Below are 21,327 nucleotides of genomic sequence, written 5' to 3'. Positions count from 1 at the left end.
AGATAAGCAAAGAAAGCGGCTCACACCGCTAGCGCATAAGCGGGTCCCCCGCACAGTCGCGGTAGTGGTGCATCTGGAATCTGTGTTCTCGCACATTCGGCGTGAGTGACAACGCGCTCGTCAGCTCCCACTCCGCACTGCGTGCGTCGCGGATGGGTATACGTGGGAAACCAAGGGCTTCGTTTGTGCGCAGTGGGAACCATCGGCTTCGCATCGGCGAAGCGCCCCCCGCAATCATGATTCAACCCCCTCAATTTGAAATGTCGGTGTCGCACTCGCACCTGCATTCGTCTCACAGCCACCGCCACGGCCAAGAAGCCAAGAAGCCAAGAAGCCAAGAAGCCAAGAAGCCAAGAAGCCAACAAGCCAAGAACCCAAAACCGGAGAAGCCAAAAAGCCAAAAAGCCAAAAAGCCAAAAAGCCAAAAAGCCAAAAAGCCAAAAAGCCAAAAAGCCAAAAAGCCAAAAAGCCAAAAAAGCGGAGAAGTGGAGAAGTGGAGAAGTGGAGAAGCCGCAATCGCTGCCGCATTGGCGATGCAATGACGAGCCACGGTATGGGGTAAAACGCGAGAGCGAAGACGTGGAGGTCGGTGTTGTGAAATGCTCTACGGCGCGCGAAGCGCCGCTGGAAGTATGACGGCTTTGTCACTCACGCCGAATGTGCGAGAAGACAGATTCCAGATGCACCACTACCGCGACTGTGCGGGGGCCCCACTTATGAGCTGGCGGTGTGAGCCGCTTTCTTTGCTTATCTTTCTTTGCGGCGGCAAAGAAAGTAAGTGCCGCCCCGCACAGGGGCAACGCTAATAGTGTAGTGGTTCAATGATCTTGGACACCTCTAAAGGGGATAATTCTCCAACTGAGGTGAGAAATGAGCAGACGGAACATTCCCGACGAATTGAAGGCAGAAGCGGTCCAGCTGGTGGTCAGCAGGGGCTATTCCTATGCGCAGGCGTGTGAGGCGCTGGGCGTGGGCGACACGGCGTTGCGCCGCTGGGTGACGCTGTGGCGCGCTGAGCAGGTCAGAGCGCCGCGTACACAACTGGAGATAGAGGCCGATGCGCGCCGCATCCGCGAACTCGAAGCCCGGGTCGCCGATCTGGAACGGGAGCGCGACATACTAAAAAAGTCCACGGCCTTCTTCGTCAAGGAAATGGATCGCTTCCCGAAGTGATCCAGTCACTGAAGAAGGTCTGGCCTGTGAGGGCGATGTGCCGGGTGATGAATGTTGCGCCTAGCAGCTATTACGCGTTTGCCGGGCGCACGTCGAAGAGTGCGGCGCCTTGCCAGCAGATAGCGGCCGCACGGGAAATTCATCGCGAAACCCGCGGCAGTTATGGGAGCCGCAGGATGTCGCAGGAGTTGCGAAAACGTGGTCACGCGGTAGGTCGTTATCGTGCCGGCACGCTGATGCGGCAGGCACAACTGGTGGTCACCAGAAAGCGCACACATCGCTATCCGAAGAGCAATGAGCAGGCGCAGGTGGTGCCTAATCTGCTGGACCGTAACTTCGAGCCGCCGGCCATCAATCAGGTATGGGCAGGCGACATTACGTATGTGAGGACGCTTCAGGGTTGGTCTTATCTTGCCATCGTGATGGACCTGTATTCGCGCCGTATCGTCGGCTGGTCGTTGGGGCTGATGCCTGATACAGCGCTGGTGATCAGGGCGTTGCAGCAGGCCCTGGAGCGGCGCAGTCCGTCGCCAGGCCTGATGTTCCACTCGGATCAGGGATGCCAGCTTAGGTTCAAGGAGTCGTTGCAACACTTGTTTTTTAAGCTGTGGATAGTAACTCTTCAAGCGCTTCAGCGGGGGTCTTCCACTGAAGGGCTTTGCGCGGTCGGGCGTTGAGTGTGTTGGCGACCGCATCGAGTTCGCGTTCAGAATATCGACTGATGTCGGTGCCTTTGGGGAAGTACTGTCGCAACAGGCCGTTGGTGTTTTCGTCAGTTCCACGCTGCCACGGGCTTCGCGGATCGCAGAAGTAGATTGCCAAACCCGTGTCGATTTGTAGCTGCGCATGCTGGGCCATTTCCGCGCCCTGATCCCAAGTTAGTGACTTGCGTAAATGCTCGGGCAGCATCGCGATCTTCGCGGCAATGGCATTGCGAACAGCCTCGGCGCCGTGGCCAGCTAACGCCGGCCCGTTCTTCACCCGAGCGCCAGAATTGTGGCCCGGCATGGGCGGTAGGTGCAGCAGCATTGTGAATCGGGTCGTACGTTCAACCAAAGTGCCAATTGCAGAGCTGTTCAGGCCGATGATCAGATCTCCTTCCCAATGCCCAGGTACAGCACGGTCGGCAACCTCGGCCGGGCGCTCACTGATCAGCACCTCGGAGGTGATGAAGCTTTTTCCTCGCTGCTGCGTTCTGGCCCGTGGCACGCGCAGTGCCCGGCCGGTACGCAGACACGCAGAGAGTTCGCGTCGCAATGCACCACGGCCCTGAATGTAGAGTGCTTGATAGATGGCTTCGTGTGAGATCTGCATAGACTCATCATCGGGGAAATCAAGTCGCAACCGGCGGCTGATCTGCTCCGGACTCCAGCAAGTGCCCCAACGCCGGTCGGCCCGACGACCATGCCGTCTTCCCTTCCACGGTACGTTGGGTCCCGGTATCGGCCGGCCCTTCTCATCGGTAACCGCATTCGCCAGTCGGTCCTGCACATAAGCCCGTAATCGCTCGTTCTCGGCGAGCTTGCTGGTCTTGGGCCGCCTTGCCGCTCGCTCGGCTTTCCACTGCGCGACCGTCGCCCGATAGGTCAGCGTACCGCCACGGGTCGCGGCATTGCGGCACAGTTCGCGTGAGATGGTCGAGGGCGAACGACCAAGCCGCCGTGCGATCTCGCAAACCCCGCAGTCCTGCGCCCGAAGCAAGGCAAGCTCCTCACGCTCCGAGAACGATAAATAGCGACCCGAGCGCGGCGCCAAATCTATCGGCGGCATGCCTCCAGCCTGGCGAAACCATCGCGGGCCCAAGGGCTGCGACACGCCGCACGCCAACGCGGCGGCATCACTCTCCATTCCCTCGGCAATGCGGTTCCAGAATGCTTGTTTCGTCTCTAACTGATTGACACCTGGCCTGCCCGGTGAAGACATCGATGCCCGCCCCGTCTGTTGCGCAGCCCAACCTCGTGGTCGTCCCATTTAACACCTCCAATCTCGAGATGTTGCAACGACCGATTGAATTCGCCCAGTACACCAGCGCGCACTTCACGAACGAACTGAAGGCAAACGGCATCGTCCAGAGTATGAGTAGAAAGGGGAACTGCTGGGATAACGCGCCGGCCCCCTGCGTCACAATAGATGTCGCCTCTGAATTTTCTTGATTTAAAGAGATCAGAGGTGCAAGTTGAAGTTGAAACAAACGTATTCTGTCGAGTTTAAAGAGCAGGCGCTATTGAAGGTCTTTCACCGCGGAAGTCGCACCATCGGATCCGTGGCCGATGAATTGAACATGAACGTAATGACCTTGAAGAACTGGATGAAAGGTGCCGCTGCATCGACCCGGGGCGATGGATCCGGACACGCAAAACGTCCGGAAGACTGGTCGTTGGAAGAGCGCCTGCTGGCCTTGCAGCAGAGCCATGGGCTGGTCGAGGAGGCCCTGAACGCGTGGTGTCGTGAACGGGGCCTGTTTGTCCATCATCTCGATCAATGGCGCGCGGACTTCTGCGCCGCCGCCGGGACAGGAAGCCGGCGCGAGAGCGCCCAGGCAGTCCGTGAACTGAAGCACGCCAATATGCAACTGCAGCGCGAATTGAACCGCAAGGAGAAAGCGCTGGCTGAAGCCGCGGCGCTGCTGGTGCTGCAAAAAAAGTATCGTGCGCTGTTCGGGGACGAGGCCGAATGACGGCCCTCGAAGAGCGCAAAACATTGATTGGTTTGATCAGCGAGGCGACCATGGGCGGTGCTCGCCAGGCACGCGCGTGTGAGGTGCTGGGGCTGAGCGCCCGGACGGTACAGCGCTGGCAGGGCGCTCAGCCTGACGCGGTGGATGGGCGCTCGTTACGCTGCTTTGAGCCGCCTCACAAGCTGAGCGCTGCCGAACGTGCCGAATTGCTGGCTGTCGCGAACTCAGCCGAATTCGGTCATCTGCCGCCGAGCCAGATCGTTCCACGCCTGGCTGACCAGCAACGCTACATCGCCTCGGAATCGACCTTCTACAGGGTACTGCGCGAGGAGAATCAACTCGCGCACCGGCGTAGTGAACGCCCGACGACCGTGCGCAGCAAGCCACGCGCGGTCTGTGCCGACGCGCCGAACCAGCTCTACAGCTGGGATATCACTTACCTGCCGGCGGCGATTCGTGGGCAGTATTTCTATCTGTATCTGTTTATGGACGTGTTTAGCCGCATGATCGTCGGCTGGCAGGTCTATGCCGAAGAGAGCAGCGCCCAGGCCAGCGAGGTACTCAAGGATCTCTGTGCGCGTGAAGCAATACAGCCCAACCAGGTCATTCTGCATTCCGATAACGGTGGTCCGATGAAGGGGGCCACGATGCTGGCCACCTTGCAGGCGCTGGGCGTTATGCCGTCATTGAGTCGTCCGGGCGTGAGCAACGACAATCCCTATTCGGAATCGCTGTTCAAAACGCTGAAGTACCGACCCGCTTATCCGCTGGAGGCGTTCGATACCCTGTTCGCCGCGCGGACCTGGGTTGCCGGGTTGGTGCGCTGGTACAAACCACGAACATCGTCACAGCGCGATCCGGTTCGTGACGCCAGCCCAGCGTCATGCCAATCTCGATCAGGACATCCTGGATCGACGTGCAGCGCTCTACGAGACTGCGCGGCAGCGTAATCCGCTGCGTTGGAAAGGCCCCGCCCGCAACTGGAAGCGCATACATGCCGTGCATCTGAATCCGGATCGGGCCGACGACGATGGCGTCATTCCACAACCCCGCTACCAGGAGCGAAAAGCCGCCTGAAATTTAATTGTCGAGGCGACAACTACTTTGACAACGGCCGGGCTCGAGGCACTGTAGGCAGACGAGCTGACTGTCCGTGTGGCGACAACTGATCGGGTCGGCGCCACGGAGGGGAATATACAAGTCGGGTAAGGACGCGACGTTGCCGTCGCGTCCTCCCCTAAGAACCGTACGTGCGAGTTTCCCCGCATACGGCTCAAGCCTCAATAAGGCTGGCTCATGCCAACCCGGTCAACGACGTTTGACCAGCATGTGTACCGGCGTTAGGGCCGGACGACCGCATGCGCGTTGCCTTTAGGTAACGTTCTGCGGGAGCGGGACTTGCGGCTTCGGATCGCAGCGCGCTGCGCGAAGTACGTGAACCACTCGGTGTCGTAAGGATTGGCGTCTGATTGGACCTTCGGGTGCCGCTCGATCGGCGTGGCCGACGCTTTTCGAAGCTCCCGGTAGATCGGGGAGCCAGTGTCATCCAGTTCGTCCGTGCGTGCGGCGAACACCCAGTGCCGCAGCCCGAACTGGTGGAAGTAACGCCGGTATACCCAGTGTCCCAGTTTCTTCGGATGGCGTCGTCGCGCCCATTGCCATAACGCGTACCAGATCTGGCTATCCACATAACTGAAGGTTTTCTTCGCTACGATGTGCCGGTGGTACATCGCCCAACCAGTGATGACCGGGTTGAGAGTATCGATGAGTTGCCTTTGCGGAGCGCCCATCAGTTGGCGAATCAGACTCCTGACCTTTTGCAGGAACGCGTGAACGTTCTTGCGCGCCGGTTTGATGAGCAGTTTGCTGCCATATCGCCGGACGTGCTGGCCGAGGAAGTCGTAGCCTTCAGTCAAGTGGGTGATCTTCGTCTTCTCCGGAGCAAGCTCCAACCCTCGTGATGCAAGGAAGGCCGTGACGACTGGAGTAATCTTCTCCTCCAGCACCTCCCGACTTGCCCCAGTGATGACGAAGTCGTCGGCGTATCGCACCATGTTGACTTTGTTGATAGCCCGCTGTGACGCATTCCTGAAGGCGGACGATAACGCCTTGTCCAATCCGTTTAAAGCCAGGTTTGCCAGGACGGGGCTGATTACGCCGCCTACAATGTTGCATACTTTTCACTCCATCGTCTGAATCATTCGAATTCTCGCCTGCGAGGAGACCTCCGGGCTGCGGATCGATCCGGAATACGACGAGGATTTCATCTTTGTGGATTTCGACACGCTTGACCAGAGCCAGTACGATCTTGCGCTTCGTTGCGAGATCGATCGTAGCGAGTTTGTCCGTAACGGCACTTGCAAATTCCTCCAGCCGGTTGATGACCAGAAACAGTTCACTTTGAGCCACCCCGTGCTGCCGGGATTCCTGGATCTGCTGATCGACCTGCTCTAGCCGGTTCTTCAACTGCTGTATCTTCGGCTCGAAGTCCGTCCTGTCGATGATACCGTCGGCATAGCTGTCGATGAGCCGGGACTTGCCTTTCTCCAACTGAAGCCTTTGCCTTTCCAGGCTGGCCGTATCGAAGCCACTATTCTCATTGCGCTCCATCGCATCCAGTCGTCGTTCATATTCCTTCTTCAGTCGACTCGGATGCCTCAACAGATCCGCGACCTGCTGCCATACGAGGTCATCGAGACGATCCGTTCGCACTTGCAGGTTGTCGCAGATGCGTTGACCACCGAAGCGATAGGCATCGGTTCCGACACAGCGGTAATAAGCATAATCTCGCTGATGCCCCTTGGCCGCCGCCTTGCTGACTTTCTTGCCGTAGTACGCGTAACGGCATTGCCCACAAACAGTCAGCCCCTGAAGCAGGTAGATCGGCGCGTTCTGGCGGCGTTGGCGCGCCAGCTTGCGATTCTCGGCAAGCTGCTCCTGGACTGAATGGAACATCGCTTCGCTAACAATCGCCGGCACCGGGATTTCGATCCACTGCTGCGGGTCCGTGGATGTTGTCGAGTATGCCCTCCTTGGCACATCGGCGCTGTGGCGTTGGGTGCGCACGCGGACATGCGGCAGGCGATCACGAGACTGGGTTTTACCGAACGCGGCCCGCCCCATGTAAGCGGGATTACGCAATATTCCCCATACCACACTACGGTCCCAGTACAGCTTGCCGGATGCCGTCACCGTGCCCGCCTCGGCAAGACGACGAACCACTTCGCCTATGCTCAGCCGGTCCATCCCGATCCACTGGAAGATAGTCTTTACCGTCGCCGCTTGCGGTAGTTCAATCACGTACTGGGCCGGTGTCCCATCGAGCTGCTTGCGGATATAACGGTAACCATAGGGAGCCGTCGATAGCACATTCACGCTTCCGCGCTTTGCGCTATGAAGCTTACCGCGTCGATTACGCTCGGTGATCTTTGCCCGTTCGTACTCCGAAATCATGCCCTGCATCTGCAACAGCAGCGACTCTTCCGGTGTCGCGCCAATCTCATGATTGAGAAACACCACCTGCACGCCACACGCAGAGAACTCCTCCATCAGCAATGCCTGGTGTGCATACTTTCGCGCCAGCCGGTCGGGAGACAGGATGTACAGCCGATCAACCAGCCCGAGTGCGGCACGGTCCCTGAGTCGCTCTAGCTGCGGTCTGATCAGCGTCGCACCGCTTATCCCGGCGTCTATGAAGCACATGTCGTCGACAAGATGCGCATCGTCAGCGGTAATGCGCTCCCTCAGCGCGGCAATCTGGCTTTCAATGGTGCCGCGTTTGGTCTGTTGTTCGGAGGATACCCGCGCGTAGAGCGCGACCATTGCAGCGTTGCTCATCGCTTACCTCGCTTGATAGCCGCTCGCCGTGTCGCCACGGGCCGAACAGCGGATGGCTGTGCCGTAGCGCGTGAATCTATCGGACTGAGCTGCTCGTACGCCTTCTGCAGCTGTTCGCCGGCATACCGGTTCGGTTCAAAGGCAAGACGGACACGCCAGTTCTTACGTCGTCCTCGGGTCATTGTCGCGCCTCCCTGTCGGCGGGAGCGAGGGTCTCAAGGACGAGAACCGCATCGACGTCAGGACATCCTCTGGACCACGGCGCCAGACACTCCCTTGAAATGCGCAGGCCCCATTTTACCCGCGAGTTTGCTATGTTGTTGGCGGAGCTATGATGCCGCCCTGCGGCGTTCCATCGTTGGTCGGTGCGAAGGTGCCGTCCTTCAGGTAACCAGCCTTCAGCCATTTCTTCAACACAGCCTTGTCCATTGGCACGTTCTGTAAAAGCCACGTGTGGTCAATATTGTCGAAACAGCCGCGGATGTCCGCTTCGAGTATCCACTGAGCTGATACTCGTGCGCCCCGATCTTTTGGGTTGCCGTGGTATCGGGCATTCAGAAAGCACTGTGCTATTGCATCGTGCGTAGATCGCTCTTTGCGGAATCCGTAGGACTGCGCGTCGGAGATCGTTTCCGACACAGGATCGAGCGCGAGCAGGTAAAGCGCCTGCATCGCCCGATCCTGCATCGTCGGGACGGTCATCGCGAACTGCACAAGCGCTCAACGGGCATTTGGGTTGGGCTGAGATTCGTCACCCGTTCCATCCCCTCAGAGGTCAACGTTTTCCCGTTCTGAAGGAGCGCCGTGTCGCGGGCGTCGACACACTGCTCCTCGGTCATGTGGAACGCGGCAGCTTCAGCATTGCCCGCGAATGGACCGACTGGGGCGCACCCTTCGTCCAGGACGACGCCAGCATCACCGTGTGCCGATTCGATCTGGGCATGTTGCTGGAGCTGATCGACCTAGTCGACCAGCTTGCCGTTTCGTCCTCCAGGAAGTCATCCACCAAAGGAGCTTGATCAATGGATCGTCCTATCCTACTATCAGACCAGTCGTTAACGTGGTCCGCTTATGGAAGACACTCCATCATCCGCCTTACGCAGACGCCGCGCCCAATTGCTGAAGCAGATGCCGGCGTTGGAGACACTCCTGCGGGGCTCGCTCATCGAGCGCTACAAACGCTGCGGCAAACCTGGCTGCAAGTGCGCCGACGGTCCCGGTCATGGCCCCAAGTACTATCTGTCCGTGAGCTTTCCCGGGCGCCGACCGCAAATGGACTACGTGCCTCAGGCCGATTACGCCGACGTCACCGAACGCCTGGCGAACTATCACCGCGTCCGCGAGATCATCGAGGAGATCTGCGAGATCAACCGCGAACTCTTACGCCGCCGCGAGGCGCTCTGAGAGGCGGCGGTGAGCCAGTCGTCGCTGTCACTCACCCAATCCGTCGATCCTCACCTGGCCGGCGTACTCATCGCCAACATGCTCGAGGCCTGGATCACCGCCGGACCCGCGCTGGAACCGACCGAGGAGGCCGTCGATGAACAGCAAGATCACCTCGCAACATCACAGCAAGCCGGCGTACATCTATATTCGCCAGTCGACGCTGGCCCAGGTGCGACACCATCAGGAGAGCACCGAGCGTCAGTATGCGTTGAAGGACAAAGCACTGGCGCTGGGCTGGCCAGAGACCGCGATCCGCACGCTGGACCGCGACCTCGGTCAGTCGGGGGCGCAGATGACGGGCCGCGAGGACTTCAAGACGCTGGTGGCGGATGTCTCGATGGGGCAAGTGGGCGCAGTGTTTGCACTGGAAGTGTCGCGACTGGCGCGCTCAAACCTGGACTGGCATCGCCTGCTCGAACTGTGTGCGCTCACTCATACCCTGGTGATCGACGCCGATGGTTGCTACGACCCGGGCGACTTCAACGACGGCCTGCTTCTCGGTCTCAAAGGAACGATGGCGCAGGCCGAACTGCACTTCTTGCGCGGCCGCCTCCAGGGCGGCAAGCTGAACAAGGCCCAGAAGGGTGAGTTGCGCTTTCCGCTGCCTGTCGGATTGTGCTATACCGATGACGGCCGCATCGTCCTGGATCCCGATGACGAGGTTCGCGGCGCCGTGCAACTGGCATTTCGTCTGTTTCAGGAGACCGGCAGCGCATACGCGGTCGTCAAGCGTTTTGCTGAAGATGGCCTGCGCTTTCCAAAGCGGGCCTATGGAGGCGCCTGGGCAGGCCGACTCATTTGGGGGCGCCTGAGCCACGAACGCGTACTCGGTCTGATCAGGAATCCTTCCTATGCAGGAGTCTATGTGTTTGGACGGTACCAATATCGTCAGCGCATCACCCCACAAGGAGAGGTTCATAAGCGCGTGCAGCCGGTACCCAAGGCGGACTGGCGCGTCCATCTGCCCGACCATCACGAAGGATATATCACTCCGGAGGACTTCGAACGCAACCAGGCACGCCTGGCGCGCAATCGGACCAACGGCGAAGGTACCGTGCTCAGCGGTGCGGCACGTGAAGGGTTGGCACTGCTTCAGGGGATGCCGATATGCGGCCGCTGTGGCCGGGCGCTGACCGTGCGGTACCAGGGTAACGGTGGCCTTTATCCACAGTACCTGTGTAGTGCGCGTCGCCGCGATGGTCTGGCGACCACCGATTGCATGAGCATGCGCAGCGATCTCCTTGACAACGCGATTGGCGAGGCTGTACTCACCGCCCTACAGCCTGCCGAACTCAAGCTCGCCGTCACTGCCCTGAACGAACTCGAACAGCGCGATCGCGCCATCATGCGTCAGTGGCACATGCGCATTGAACGCGCCGAGTATGAGGTCGCACTCGCTGAACGGCGCTACCAGGAATGTGACCCGGCCAACCGTCTGGTCGCGGGCACCCTCGAGCGGCGCTGGAACGACGCGATGATTCGCCTCGAAGCAATCAAGACCGAAGCCAACCAATTCCAGAGCCAGAAGGCACGCGTCGCCACGTCCGAACAGAAGGCCCAGGTCCTCGCGCTGGCGCGCAATCTGCCGCGTCTCTGGCGCGCGCCAACGACATCAGCGAAGGATCGCAAGCGCATGTTGCGACTACTCATCCGGGACATCACGGTCGAGAAAGTATCTGCCGCGAGACAAGCCGTGCTGCACATCCGCTGGCAGGGCAGCGCGTGTACTGACATCACCGTGGACCTGCCAAAGCCAGCTGCCGACGCGATGCGTTACCCCGCCGCGTTCGTCGAGCGGGTGCGCGTACTATCGCAGCATCTGCCTGACCGGCAAATCGTTGCACACCTCAATCAGGAAGGGCTGCGCAGCGCCTCTGGCAAATCGTTCACGCTTGAAATGGTCAAATGGATCCGTTACCGGTATGAAATTGAAGCAACCTGCTTCAAGCGGCCGGACGAGCTCACGGTACAGCAGCTTGCCCATCGACTGACAGTCAGTCCACACGTCGTGTATTACTGGGTCGAGCGTCAAGTGGTCCAGGCCCGCAAGCTCGACGGGCGGGGGCCGTGGTGGATCACGCTGGATCCCGCCAAGGAGCAGCAACTGCGGGATTGGGTACGCACTTCAGGGCATCTGCAGCGGCAACATTCCAACACTCAACTGTGAGAGGTGCATTATGAAATCACCGTCGGGATACTCAGTGGGCGCAGCTTCCCGTTACTTTTCGGAATGTAGATCCGTTTGAGCGGCAGCGGCTTATAGCCACGTCGCTGTAGCGAGCCTATTGCCTTGTATTTGGCATCCGGAGTAGACCACAGCACACCGTCTACGCCCGGGGTACGTTTGCCCTGATTTTCCGTCACGCGTTTCACGGCTAAAGCTTTGCCATGAAACGAGCAGGTCAGCAGCTTTTGCAAGGCTTTCACCTTGTTCCAGCGGCCTTCCTTCGTCGCCTTCACGATACGCGCCTGCATTCTTTTGACCACGCTGCATACCGTGCCCCAGTCAATGCTGTGCCACGACTGTGCATGGTCGGCCAGTGCACACGTCGACTGCCCGTTCATTTGCTTTCCCGCCTTCAAAGTTCATGCTGGTTATCTCGTGATGAGAGACCAGTTGGAAGTCTGCCCACTTTCGTGTCGGGTGATGTCGCAACCCGTATCCGCACCATTACAGCCCGGCATTCGCTTTCTCCAACCTCCTTTACCCACTCCGCCGACAGCGTTCCTCACGGTCGGCCTGCCCAGATGGGCGGCGGGATGGGCTTACCCTGTTCCGCTATTGCAACAAGATGGCGACGGTTCCCTCTTTACGCCGGCGACACGATGTTCTGCGTGCGTCCATAACAGACTGTCCGCACCCGGTCGCGTAGCTTTTGCCCTCAGCCTGACAGCATCTTTGGCTGGACTGTATTCACGACGCTTGCGAGAATTCACTTCCGTTAACCATGCCACCCGAGCCCTTCCGGCTCCTGCGTGATGCTCGCAGGTGTCGCCTTTGCCTCGCGGCTCGGGCCTGGCCTTTCGGCCCCAGTTGGTGTCCTCGATGCTTCGCACCCCGCTGTTACCAGCGACGCACGATCGAGTAGGCTACTGCTGGCAGAACAGCAGGTCTTGTCCAGTTACTATCGGCAAGACAGTTGCGATAGCGACCTTCAGGTCGCACCTGTATAAATATACAGTATAGTACCCCGTTGCAACCCGGGCCTTTGGCACATCTTCCCGCCGGCTCGGGCACACTGAACTTGCGCGGTCGCGAGGCGTCCGTGAGAGGTGGTCCACTCATTCAGACGGTCGGAAAAATTGGCATCTAACGGAATTATCCGCATTCGCGGCGCGCGTCAGCACAACCTGAAGAACGTCGATCTCGACGTAAGAACCGGCGAAATGACGGTCGTCACCGGCCCGTCCGGTTCCGGCAAATCGAGCCTCGTGTTCGACACGTTGTACGCGGAAGGGCAGCGGCGCTACGTCGAAACCTTCAGCGCTTACGCCCGCCAGTTTCTCGACCGGATGGACCGGCCGCAAGTCGACCGGGTCGACGGCGTGCCGCCCGCCATCGCGATCGACCAGACCAACCCGGTGCGCAGTTCGCGCTCCACCGTCGGCACCATGACGGAGCTCAACGATCACCTGAAGCTGCTCTACGCGCGCGCGGCCGAACTGTTCGATCGCAAGACCGCGCATCAGGTGCGCCACGACACGCCCGAGACGATCTACGCCGAACTGCTCGAACGCACGGCGAAGCATGACCCGCGGCTGGTCGTTACGTTTCCGGTCGAGTTGCCGGAAACGGCGTCCGAACAGGAAGTGGAGCAGTGGCTTTCCGCGAGCGGCTACACGCGTGTGCAGGCGCAGCGTGAAGTCGATTCGCCCACTGGCAAGCGCAAATTGCTCGACGTGGTGGCTGACCGCTTCCGCTTGCGCTCGGTCGACAAGCAGCGCGTGGTCGAAGCCATCGAGGCATCGCTCAAGCGCGGTGCCGGCCGCGTCAACATCTACGTGCTGCCGGCCGCGCCAGAGGCGCCGGAAGCCAAAGAAGCCGAGCCGCAAATCTGGCGTTTCTCCACCGGTCTGCACAGCCCCGAGAGCGACTTGCGCTATGCGGATCCGCAGCCGGCGCTGTTCTCGTTCAACTCGGCTTACGGCGCATGCGAGGTGTGCCGCGGTTTCGGCCGCGTGATCGGCGTCGACCTCGGTCTGGTGATTCCCGACGCACGCAAGACGCTGCGCGAAGGCGCCATCAAGCCGATGCAAACGCCGGCCTGGAAAGAATGCCAGGACGACCTGATGCGCTATGCCGCGAAAGCCGATATCCGTCGCGGCACGCCTTGGGGCGAGCTGACGGAGGCCGAGCGCGATTGGGTCATCAACGGTTCGCCGGACTGGAACGGCAAGTGGCAAAGCCATTGGTACGGCGTCAAACGCTTCTTCGAATATCTCGAATCGAAAGCGTACAAGATGCATATCCGCGTGCTGCTGTCGAAGTACCGCAGCTATACGCCGTGTGAGACCTGCGGCGGTGCGCGTTTGAAAACCGAGTCGCTGTTATGGCGCCTCGGCAGCAAGCAGAATGCGGACGAGGTGCTCGCGCCCACGCAGCGCTTCATGCCGCGCGGCGTCGAGTGGTCGCGTGCGCAGCTCGAGTCCTTGCCGGGTTTGACCGTGCACGACCTGATGCTGATGCCGATCGAGCGCATCCGGCGTTTCTTCGACGAGATCAGCCTGCCGAGCGCGCTGCTCGACGACGCACTCAAACTATTGCTCGCCGAAGTGCGTACGCGCCTCAAGTATCTGTGCGACGTCGGGCTCGGCTATCTGACGCTCGACCGGCAAAGCCGCACGCTCTCGGGCGGCGAGGTGCAGCGGATCAATCTGACCACCGCACTTGGCACATCGCTGACCAAAACGCTGTTCGTGCTCGACGAGCCGAGCATCGGCCTGCATCCACGCGATCTGAACCGGATCGTCGAGGCCATGCACCGGCTGCGCGACGCGGGCAATACGCTGGTGGTGGTCGAACACGATCCCTCGGTGATGCTCGCGGCCGATCGCCTGATCGATATGGGCCCGGGGCCGGGCGAGCGCGGCGGCTCGATCATTTACGACGGTGCGCCTGAGGCGATCCGCTCGTCCGGCACGTTGACCGGCGAGTACCTGGGTGGTCGCCGGCATGTGGCGGATGCGGCGCACTGGTCGCAGCGTCCGGTGGAGGCCAGCACGCCGCGCATCGTGCTCGAAGGGGCAACCGAACACAATCTGCAAGACGTCACCGTCGAGATTCCGTTGGAACGGCTCGTCTGCGTCACGGGGGTGTCGGGCTCCGGCAAGTCCACCTTGCTGCAGGATGTGTTGTATCCGGCCATGGCGCGGCACTTCGGCCTCGCCACAGAATCGCCCGGCGCGTTCAGAAGCCTGACCGGCGCCGACCAGGTCACGGACGTGGTATTCGTCGACCAGTCGCCGATCGGCAAGACCGCGCGCTCGAATCCGGCCAGCTACGTGGGCGCATTCGACGAAATCCGCAAGCTGTTCGCCAAGGCGCCGCTCGCGCAGCAACGCAGTTACGGCCCCGGCATGTTCAGCTTCAACTCCGGCGACGGGCGCTGCCCGACCTGCGGCGGCTCGGGCTTCGAACACATCGAAATGCAGTTCCTGAGCGACGTCTACCTGCGTTGCCCGGATTGCGACGGGCGGCGCTATCGTGCGGAACTGCTCGAAGTGAAAATCGAGCGCGGCGACCCCGTACGCGCCTTGAGCATTGCCGATGTACTGGAATTGACGGTAAGCGAAGCCATCGCCTACTTCGCAAAGGATGCCGAAGTATTACGCGTGCTGCAGCCAATCGTCGACGTCGGTCTCGAATACGTGAAGCTCGGTCAGCCGGTGCCCACGTTATCCGGCGGCGAGGCGCAGCGACTCAAGCTTGCCGGCTTCCTCGCGGAATCGGCGCAGGCGCGCACCGCGCGCAGCGCGAAGCAACCGGTCGCAAAACGCTTGTTCATGTTCGACGAACCGACCACCGGGCTGCATTTCGACGACATCGCCAAATTGATGCAGGCATTCGGCAAGCTGCTGGCAAGTGGCCATTCGTTGATCGTGATCGAACACAATCTCGACGTGATCCGTGCGGCCGACTGGCTGATCGACCTCGGCCCTGAAGGCGGTGACGGCGGCGGCAGGGTGCTGTGCGCGGGCACGACGGAAGAGGTCAAGCTCTGTGCGGAATCGCATACCGGCGAGGCGCTGCTGCAATACGACCGCGCCATGAACGCGGCGGCCGAACCTGCATCGCAGGGTATTCCGCTGCAGAAGGCACTGAGCGCGGCGCGCGCGCGGCGGGCGATCGAAGGCGAGGACGTGGTGCGCATCGTCAATGCGCGCGAGCACAATCTGAAAGCGCTGGATGTGGACATTCCGCACGGCAAGTTCAATGTGATCACCGGCGTGTCCGGTTCGGGCAAGTCCACGCTGGCCTTCGACATTCTGTTCCACGAAGGGCAGCGCCGTTACCTCGAATCGCTGAACGCGTACGCACGCTCCATCGTGCAGCCAGCCGGCCGGCCCGAGGTGGACGCGGTGTATGGCATTCCACCCACCGTCGCGATCGAACAGCGTTTGTCGCGCGGCGGCCGCAAGAGTACTGTGGCGACCACGTCCGAAGTCTGGCACTTCCTGCGCCTGCTCTATGTGAAGCTCGGCCTGCAACATTGCATCCACGACGGCACGCCGGTCACGGCGCAAAGCGTCGAATCGATTGCGGCGCAATTGCTGCGCGATCACAAAGGGCAGCACGTCGGTTTCCTCGCGCCGCTGGTCGTGAACCGCAAGGGCGTCTATACCGATCTCGCCAAGTGGGCGAAAGCACGCGGCAATACGCATCTGCGTGTCGACGGCGAATTCGTGCCGGTGGACCCATGGCCGAAACTCGATCGTTTCCGCGAGCACACCATCGAGTTGCCGGTGACCGACCTCGTCGTGTCGCCGGATAATGAAGCGGCGCTGCGCCAGGCGCTCGACCAGACGCTCGAAATCGGCAAGGGCGTCATGCATCTGCTGGCGCCGCTCGACGGTTTGCACGACGCGATCAGCGGTGGCCGTGCCACGGCGAAACTCAGCACGGTGAAGGTACTGTCCACCAAGCGCGCCTGTCCGGTCTGCGGCACGAGCTATCCCGAACTCGACCCGCGCATGTTCTCGTACAACAGCAAGCACGGCTGGTGTACGACGTGCGTCGGCACGGGCCTCGCGTTGACGCGCGAACAGCGCGCGGCATACGACGACACCGTGATGGTCGAAGACAACCGTGGCCGCGAGCAGAGCTTGCCTTCCGAGGAACAGGAACCGGAAGGCCTCGTCGACGAACCGTGTGCGGATTGCGGCGGCACGCGTCTGAACCCCACCGCACGCGCGGTCACCTTCGGCGAGCAGGCCATCGTCGACGTCGCGCAATGGACGGTGTCCGACACGCGCGCGTGGATCGACACGTTGCAGATGACCGGTCGAGACGCGGAAATCGCGCGCGACGTGGTCAGCGAAATCGGCAGCCGTCTGCAATTTCTGGAAGAAGTCGGACTCGGTTATCTGAGCCTCGATCGCGCGGCGCCGAGCCTCTCGGGCGGCGAGGCGCAGCGTATCCGGCTTGCCGCGCAACTGGGCAGCAACCTGCAAGGCGTGTGCTACGTGCTGGACGAGCCGACCATCGGCCTGCATCCGCGCGACAACCAGATTTTGCTCAACGCCCTGCGCAAGCTGGGCGAAAAGGGCAACACGCTGGTGGTGGTCGAGCATGACGAGGACACGATCCGGCGTGCTGATCACATCATCGATATCGGGCCCGGCGCGGGCAAGCGCGGCGGCACGCTGGTCGCGCAGGGCAGCGTGGCCGATCTGTCGGCGCAGCCCGATTCGCTGACCGGGCAGTTTCTCGCCCATCCGATCGTGCATCCGTTACAGCCGCGCCGCGAGGTCGTCGCGCCGACCAAACGCGCAGCCGCGGTGCCGGAGAACTGGTTGACAGTGCACGGCGGCAAACTGCACAACCTGCGCAACGTCACCGTCGGCATTCCGCTTTCACGGCTGGTGGCGGTGACCGGCGTGAGCGGTTCAGGCAAATCGACGCTTGCGCGCGATGTGCTGATGGCCAACCTGCTGGATGCCGTGGGGCGCTCGGTGCTGTCGTCGCCGGCCACGCGGCGTGCGCGCGCGGCCGCCGAGACCCAGCCGGCGGCGAACCGGCGGTCAAGCGTGTTGGCGCGCACGGCGCCGCGTGCGCCGCTGAACGTCACGCACGCCTGGCAAGGATGCGATGCGATCACCGGTTGGGAAACCATCGACCGTGTGCTCGAAGTCGATCAGACACCGATCGGCAAAACACCGCGGTCGTGTCCGGCAACCTACATCGGCGTATGGGATGCGATCCGCAAGCTGTTCGCCGGCACGCTCGAAGCGCGCGCGCGTGGCTATACGGCATCGCGTTTCTCGTTCAACACCGGCGAAGGACGTTGCCCGGCCTGCGAAGGGCAGGGCGTGCGTACCATCGGCATGAGCTTCCTGCCCGACGTGAAGGTGCCGTGCGACGTTTGCCACGGCCAGCGCTTCAATCCGGAGACGCTAGCGGTCACGTGGCGCGGCAAGAACATCGGCGACGTGCTGACCATGGAAATCGACGAAGCCGTCGAGTTCTTCGCGCCGATCTCGAACATCGCGCATCCATTGCAATTGATGAAGGATGTCGGGCTCGGTTATCTGACGCTTGGGCAGCCGTCGCCCACGTTATCGGGTGGCGAAGCGCAGCGTATCAAGCTCGTCACGGAGTTGAGCAAGGTGCGCGACGACATCACGCGGCGTGGTCAGAAGCCGCCTCATACGCTGTATGTGCTGGACGAACCGACTGTCGGCTTGCATATGGCGGACGTCGCGAAGCTGATTCGCGTGCTGCATCGTCTCGCGGACGGCGGCCATAGCGTCGTGGTCATCGAGCACGATCTCGACGTGATTGCCGAGGCGGACTGGATCATCGATCTCGGTCCGGAAGGGGGTGTGGGTGGTGGCACAATCGTCGCCGCTACCGACCCCGAAGGCCTGTCACGCATTGCCGCCAGCCACACAGGGGCGGCGTTGCGTCCCGTGCTCCAGCGAGCGCAGAGCGATGCAGCAATGATGGCGGGCGAGGGTACTAACGGTTGAGGCAGCGAAGCGGCGCAATAAACTTTGTGCCGCTTCGAATTTTGCAACACCCAGTCGCTGCTGGCGTCGTCGCTAATCGTATCGCGCCGCGGGCGCAGCAGAGACTCCTACGAGAATCGCTAATGATTGACGAACGTTGGGCGCAAGCCGCCCGGTTGCTGACGAGCCGCGCGGCGTTCTGGTCGCTGCGCATTGTCGATGAACAGATCGACGATCACGAGATCCGCAACGACATCGCGCAACCCATGCGCACGGTGCGCGATCGCGGCGCGATGCTGATCGCATGGGTGGGCGCGGGAGCAGGCTATGCGGCCACCGCGAATCTGAGCGCCGCAGGCTTGCAGGAGGCGCTGGATCTCGCCACGGCCCGCGCGCAAGCGTGCGCCGCCTTGTCGTTGATCGACCATCGCGAAGTGGCGCGTCCTGCCGTGAGCGGCCACTACGCATCGCCGAATGCGCAGCGTGCGTTGCCGAGCCGCGCCGAATGGTTAGACTGCCTCTCCGTGGAATGCGCGAGCGCGAATCTCGACACACGGATTGTCGAACGCGTCGCGGCCGTGCAGATTACGCATACCGATCAGCTCTACATCACCGGCGACGGCGTGCGGATCGATCAGCAGTTCCAGTTCGTGATGCCGCAATTGAGTGTGGCCGCGCACGCGAACGGCGATACACAAGTGCGTACCCTTGGCGGCGACTATGGCACCTTGGGGCAGGGCGGCATGGAGGTGCTGACGCGCTTTGGCTTCGACGGCTCGGGTGTCCGTGTCGCCAATGAAGCGTTGCAATTGCTGGGCGCGCCGAATTGCCCGTCGGGCAAGCGCGATTTGCTGCTGATGCCCGATCAGATGATGCTGCAGATTCACGAATCGATCGGCCATCCGCTCGAACTCGATCGTATTCTCGGCGACGAGCGCAACTTCGCCGGCTGGAGCTTCGTCAAAAAGGAAATGTTCGGCTCGTACCGTTACGGCTCGGCACTGCTGAACGTGACTTTCGACCCGGAACTGCGCGAAGAAGCCGCAGCGTACGCATTCGACGACGACGGCACGGAAGCGAAGAAACACTATCTGATCCGCGACGGCGTGCTCGAACGTCCGCTCGGCGGCGCGCTTTCGCAGCAACGCGCGAATATGGCGGGCGTGGCGAATTCACGCGCGTCGAGCTGGAACCGGCCACCGATCGACCGGATGGCGAATCTGAACATCGAACCCGGCGAGAGCTCGCTGGAACAGATGATCGGCAACATCGAACACGGCATTCTGATGCGCACGAATACGTCCTGGTCGATCGACGACCATCGCAACAAATTCCAGTTCGGCTGCGAGTTCGGTCAACTGATCGAAAACGGCAAGCTTACTCAGATCGTCAAGCAACCGAATTACCGCGGCATCTCGGCGAATTTCTGGCGCAGCCTGAGCGCGGTGGGCAATGCGGACACGCGTGAGGTTTACGGCACCTCCATGTGCGGCAAGGGGGAGCCGGCGCAGATTATTCGCGTCGGCCACGCATCGCCGGCTTGCGTGTTCAGCAACATCGACGTGTTCGGAGGCGTATGATGAGCCAATTCATGTCCTCGCGTTCTGGCGTGTCGGTCGATTGGCAGCAGCATTTCACGTCGCTTGCTGATGCGATTGAAGGCTTGCAGCAGGGTGCGGAAACCACGCTGAGTTCATTCGCCGGTGAGCAGTCCGACTTTATCCGCTTCAACTCTGGCAAAGTGCGGCAGATCGGCAGCGTGTCGCAAGGCAAGCTGACCTTGCGTTTGATCGACGGCGCACGTCAGGCCTATTCCACGCTGACCGTCTGCGGCGATCTGCAACAGGATCTGGACGATGTGAGCGCGGCGCTCGTCACCTTGCGTGAAAGCCTGCGCGATGCGGCGGACGATCCGCATCTGTTGTTCGACACGTCGACATGGCAGCGCACCACCCAACGTTCAGGCAAACTGCCGGAGCCGGACAGTCTGCTGCGCACCGTTGCCGAATGCGCGCAAGGACTGGATTTCGTGGGCTTTTACGCCGGCGGCACAATCGTGCGCGGTTTCGCGTCCACGAGCGGCAGCCGCGGTTGGTACGAAGTGGATAACTTCAATTTCAGCTGGTCGTTATACGATCCGAGCGGCCGCGCGATCAAAACGACTTACGCCGGCGACGAGTGGAGCGAGGCCGTTTTTTCCCGTAAGGTCGAGCAGGCCGCAGCACGTCTGCCCGTGCTCGCGCGCACGCCGCGAACATTGGCGCCCGGGCGCTATCGCTCGTATCTGGCGCCTGAAGCGCTCGCGGAATTGCTCAGCGTGACAGCGTGGAGCGGTTTCTCCGCCCGCGCCCAGGCGAGTTCGCGCAGCGAGCTGTACAAACTGCATGTGGGAGAAATCGTAGTCGACCCACGCGTTACGATTAGCGAAGATCTGGAGCTCGGTATTACACCCGGCTTCAACGATGACGGCTACCTGCGCGACAGCGTGCCGTTGATCCAGGGCGGCCACAGTGCCGAACGCCTGACCAATGCACGCAGCGCGCGCGAGTACGGTCTGACGCCCAACGGTGCGCTGGCGAACGAGTCGCCGACGGCGCTCTCGATGCAAGCGGGCGATCTGCTTGAAGAAGACGTGCTGGCTAAACTCGATACGGGTCTCTACATCGGCAATCTCTGGTACGTGAATTTCTCGGACCGAATGAATTGCCGCCTGACCGGCATGACGCGCTTTGCGACCTTCTGGGTCGAGAACGGGCAAATCGTCGCGCCGCTCGAAGCAATGCGTTTCGACGACAGTTTGTACCGTCTGCTCGGCAGCGAACTCGAACAACTCGGCGCGCATGCGGAAATGCTCTTGAGCGATTCGACATGGGGCGAGCGCGCCACGGGCGGCATGCAATTGCCTGGTATCCTGACGAGGTCGTTCGAATTGACGTTGTGAGCCTGTGAATCAAGACGCGCCAACTCTCCAGGCAATCTGAAAGGATTTTTTGTGCGCTGCCGGTCGGTGTGTCGTATGACTGGGT

The 21,327-nt window shown here is 61.2% G+C and carries 12 protein-coding genes and 4 pseudogenes; 10 read left to right on the top strand and 6 right to left on the bottom strand.

Translation table 11 applies throughout. The features are described from left to right. Positions 1-236 precede the first annotated feature (236 nt). The 3 genes from P0D84_RS13500 (at position 237) to P0D84_RS13490 (ending at position 1,850) form a co-directional block, all read left to right on the top strand. Complete coding sequence (locus P0D84_RS13500; protein WP_408337081.1) at positions 237-542, top strand: hypothetical protein; 306 nt, start codon at positions 237-239, stop codon at positions 540-542. A 328-nt stretch (positions 543-870) separates the two neighbouring features. Continuing rightward, entirely contained in the window at positions 871-1,173 is a 303-nt protein-coding gene (locus P0D84_RS13495; protein WP_408336920.1) for a transposase, read from the top strand. Beyond that, positions 1,170-1,850, top strand: coding sequence for an IS3 family transposase (locus P0D84_RS13490; RefSeq protein WP_408336922.1), 681 nt, complete (start codon positions 1,170-1,172; stop codon positions 1,848-1,850). The genes P0D84_RS13495 and P0D84_RS13490 overlap by 4 nt, the downstream gene beginning before the upstream one ends. Here P0D84_RS13490 and P0D84_RS13485 read toward each other — a convergent pair. Next, positions 1,774-3,144: an IS30 family transposase gene (locus P0D84_RS13485; protein WP_408334891.1), complete on the bottom strand. Its 1,371-nt coding sequence runs from the start codon at positions 3,142-3,144 to the stop codon at positions 1,774-1,776. The genes P0D84_RS13490 and P0D84_RS13485 overlap by 77 nt on opposite strands. Before the next feature lie 211 nt (positions 3,145-3,355). Here P0D84_RS13485 and P0D84_RS13480 point away from each other — a divergent pair. Then, positions 3,356-4,927 (top strand): annotated as a pseudogene (locus P0D84_RS13480) (IS3 family transposase). A gap of 263 nt (positions 4,928-5,190) precedes the next feature. Here the strand turns inward: P0D84_RS13480 and P0D84_RS13475 are convergent. From P0D84_RS13475 to P0D84_RS13460, 4 genes and pseudogenes are all read right to left on the bottom strand, one after another. Next, on the bottom strand, positions 5,191-5,766 hold the full coding sequence (locus tag P0D84_RS13475; protein WP_408339830.1) for a group II intron maturase-specific domain-containing protein: 576 nt from the start codon (positions 5,764-5,766) through the stop codon (positions 5,191-5,193). A 27-nt stretch (positions 5,767-5,793) separates the two neighbouring features. Continuing rightward, positions 5,794-5,967, bottom strand: a pseudogene (locus P0D84_RS13470) (hypothetical protein); the annotation flags it as partial. A gap of 565 nt (positions 5,968-6,532) precedes the next feature. Continuing rightward, positions 6,533-7,672: pseudogene (locus P0D84_RS13465) on the bottom strand (recombinase family protein); the annotation flags it as partial. A gap of 339 nt (positions 7,673-8,011) precedes the next feature. Continuing rightward, positions 8,012-8,383, bottom strand: a pseudogene (locus P0D84_RS13460) (reverse transcriptase domain-containing protein); the annotation flags it as partial. 35 nt (positions 8,384-8,418) lie between these two features. Here P0D84_RS13460 and P0D84_RS13455 point away from each other — a divergent pair. From P0D84_RS13455 to P0D84_RS13445, 3 genes are all read left to right on the top strand, one after another. Continuing rightward, complete coding sequence (locus tag P0D84_RS13455; RefSeq protein ID WP_408337079.1) at positions 8,419-8,706, top strand: Y4bD/Y4pK family protein; 288 nt, start codon at positions 8,419-8,421, stop codon at positions 8,704-8,706. Positions 8,707-8,758: 52 nt separating this feature from the next. Then, positions 8,759-9,091: a DUF6788 family protein gene (locus tag P0D84_RS13450; RefSeq protein ID WP_408337077.1), complete on the top strand. Its 333-nt coding sequence runs from the start codon at positions 8,759-8,761 to the stop codon at positions 9,089-9,091. Positions 9,092-9,227: 136 nt separating this feature from the next. Continuing rightward, positions 9,228-11,300, top strand: a complete 2,073-nt coding sequence (locus P0D84_RS13445; protein ID WP_408337075.1) for a recombinase family protein — start codon at positions 9,228-9,230, stop codon at positions 11,298-11,300. A gap of 8 nt (positions 11,301-11,308) precedes the next feature. On the opposite strand, the gene P0D84_RS13440 is transcribed toward P0D84_RS13445, so the two are convergent. Then, a complete protein-coding gene (locus P0D84_RS13440; protein WP_459252201.1) occupies positions 11,309-11,698 on the bottom strand; it encodes a reverse transcriptase N-terminal domain-containing protein in 390 nt (129 codons plus the stop codon). A gap of 738 nt (positions 11,699-12,436) precedes the next feature. Here P0D84_RS13440 and uvrA point away from each other — a divergent pair. The 3 genes from uvrA (at position 12,437) to P0D84_RS13425 (ending at position 21,242) form a co-directional block, all read left to right on the top strand. Further along, positions 12,437-18,322 carry an excinuclease ABC subunit UvrA gene (gene uvrA / locus P0D84_RS13435; RefSeq protein ID WP_408337073.1) on the top strand — a complete coding sequence of 1,962 codons (5,886 nt, stop codon included), beginning with the start codon at positions 12,437-12,439 and terminating at the stop codon, positions 18,320-18,322. Between the two features lie 122 nt (positions 18,323-18,444). Further along, positions 18,445-19,881 (top strand): TldD/PmbA family protein, encoded by a 1,437-nt coding sequence (locus P0D84_RS13430; protein WP_408337071.1) that lies wholly within the window; start codon positions 18,445-18,447, stop codon positions 19,879-19,881. After that, a complete protein-coding gene (locus tag P0D84_RS13425; RefSeq protein WP_408337069.1) occupies positions 19,881-21,242 on the top strand; it encodes a TldD/PmbA family protein in 1,362 nt (453 codons plus the stop codon). The genes P0D84_RS13430 and P0D84_RS13425 overlap by 1 nt, the downstream gene beginning before the upstream one ends. Positions 21,243-21,327 lie beyond the last annotated feature (85 nt).

The sequence above is a fragment of the Paraburkholderia sp. RL17-337-BIB-A genome (genome assembly GCF_046025895.1).
Lineage (GTDB): Bacteria > Pseudomonadota > Gammaproteobacteria > Burkholderiales > Burkholderiaceae > Paraburkholderia > Paraburkholderia fungorum_C.
Note: the sequence above shows the minus strand (reverse complement) of the source record. Positions and strands in the feature narration are given on the sequence as shown.

Excerpts from the sequence above, each read along its gene's own strand:
- P0D84_RS13500 (WP_408337081.1), top strand. The coding sequence starts at position 237 with ATGATTCAACCCCCTCAATTTGAAATGTCGGTGTCGCACTCGCACCTG.
- P0D84_RS13495 (WP_408336920.1), top strand. The coding sequence starts at position 871 with ATGAGCAGACGGAACATTCCCGACGAATTGAAGGCAGAAGCGGTCCAG.
- P0D84_RS13485 (WP_408334891.1), bottom strand. The coding sequence starts at position 3,144 with ATGGGACGACCACGAGGTTGGGCTGCGCAACAGACGGGGCGGGCATCG.
- P0D84_RS13450 (WP_408337077.1), top strand. The coding sequence starts at position 8,759 with ATGGAAGACACTCCATCATCCGCCTTACGCAGACGCCGCGCCCAATTG.
- P0D84_RS13445 (WP_408337075.1), top strand. The coding sequence starts at position 9,228 with ATGAACAGCAAGATCACCTCGCAACATCACAGCAAGCCGGCGTACATC.
- P0D84_RS13440 (WP_459252201.1), bottom strand. The coding sequence starts at position 11,698 with ATGAACGGGCAGTCGACGTGTGCACTGGCCGACCATGCACAGTCGTGG.
- P0D84_RS13430 (WP_408337071.1), top strand. The coding sequence starts at position 18,445 with ATGATTGACGAACGTTGGGCGCAAGCCGCCCGGTTGCTGACGAGCCGC.
- P0D84_RS13425 (WP_408337069.1), top strand. The coding sequence starts at position 19,881 with ATGAGCCAATTCATGTCCTCGCGTTCTGGCGTGTCGGTCGATTGGCAG.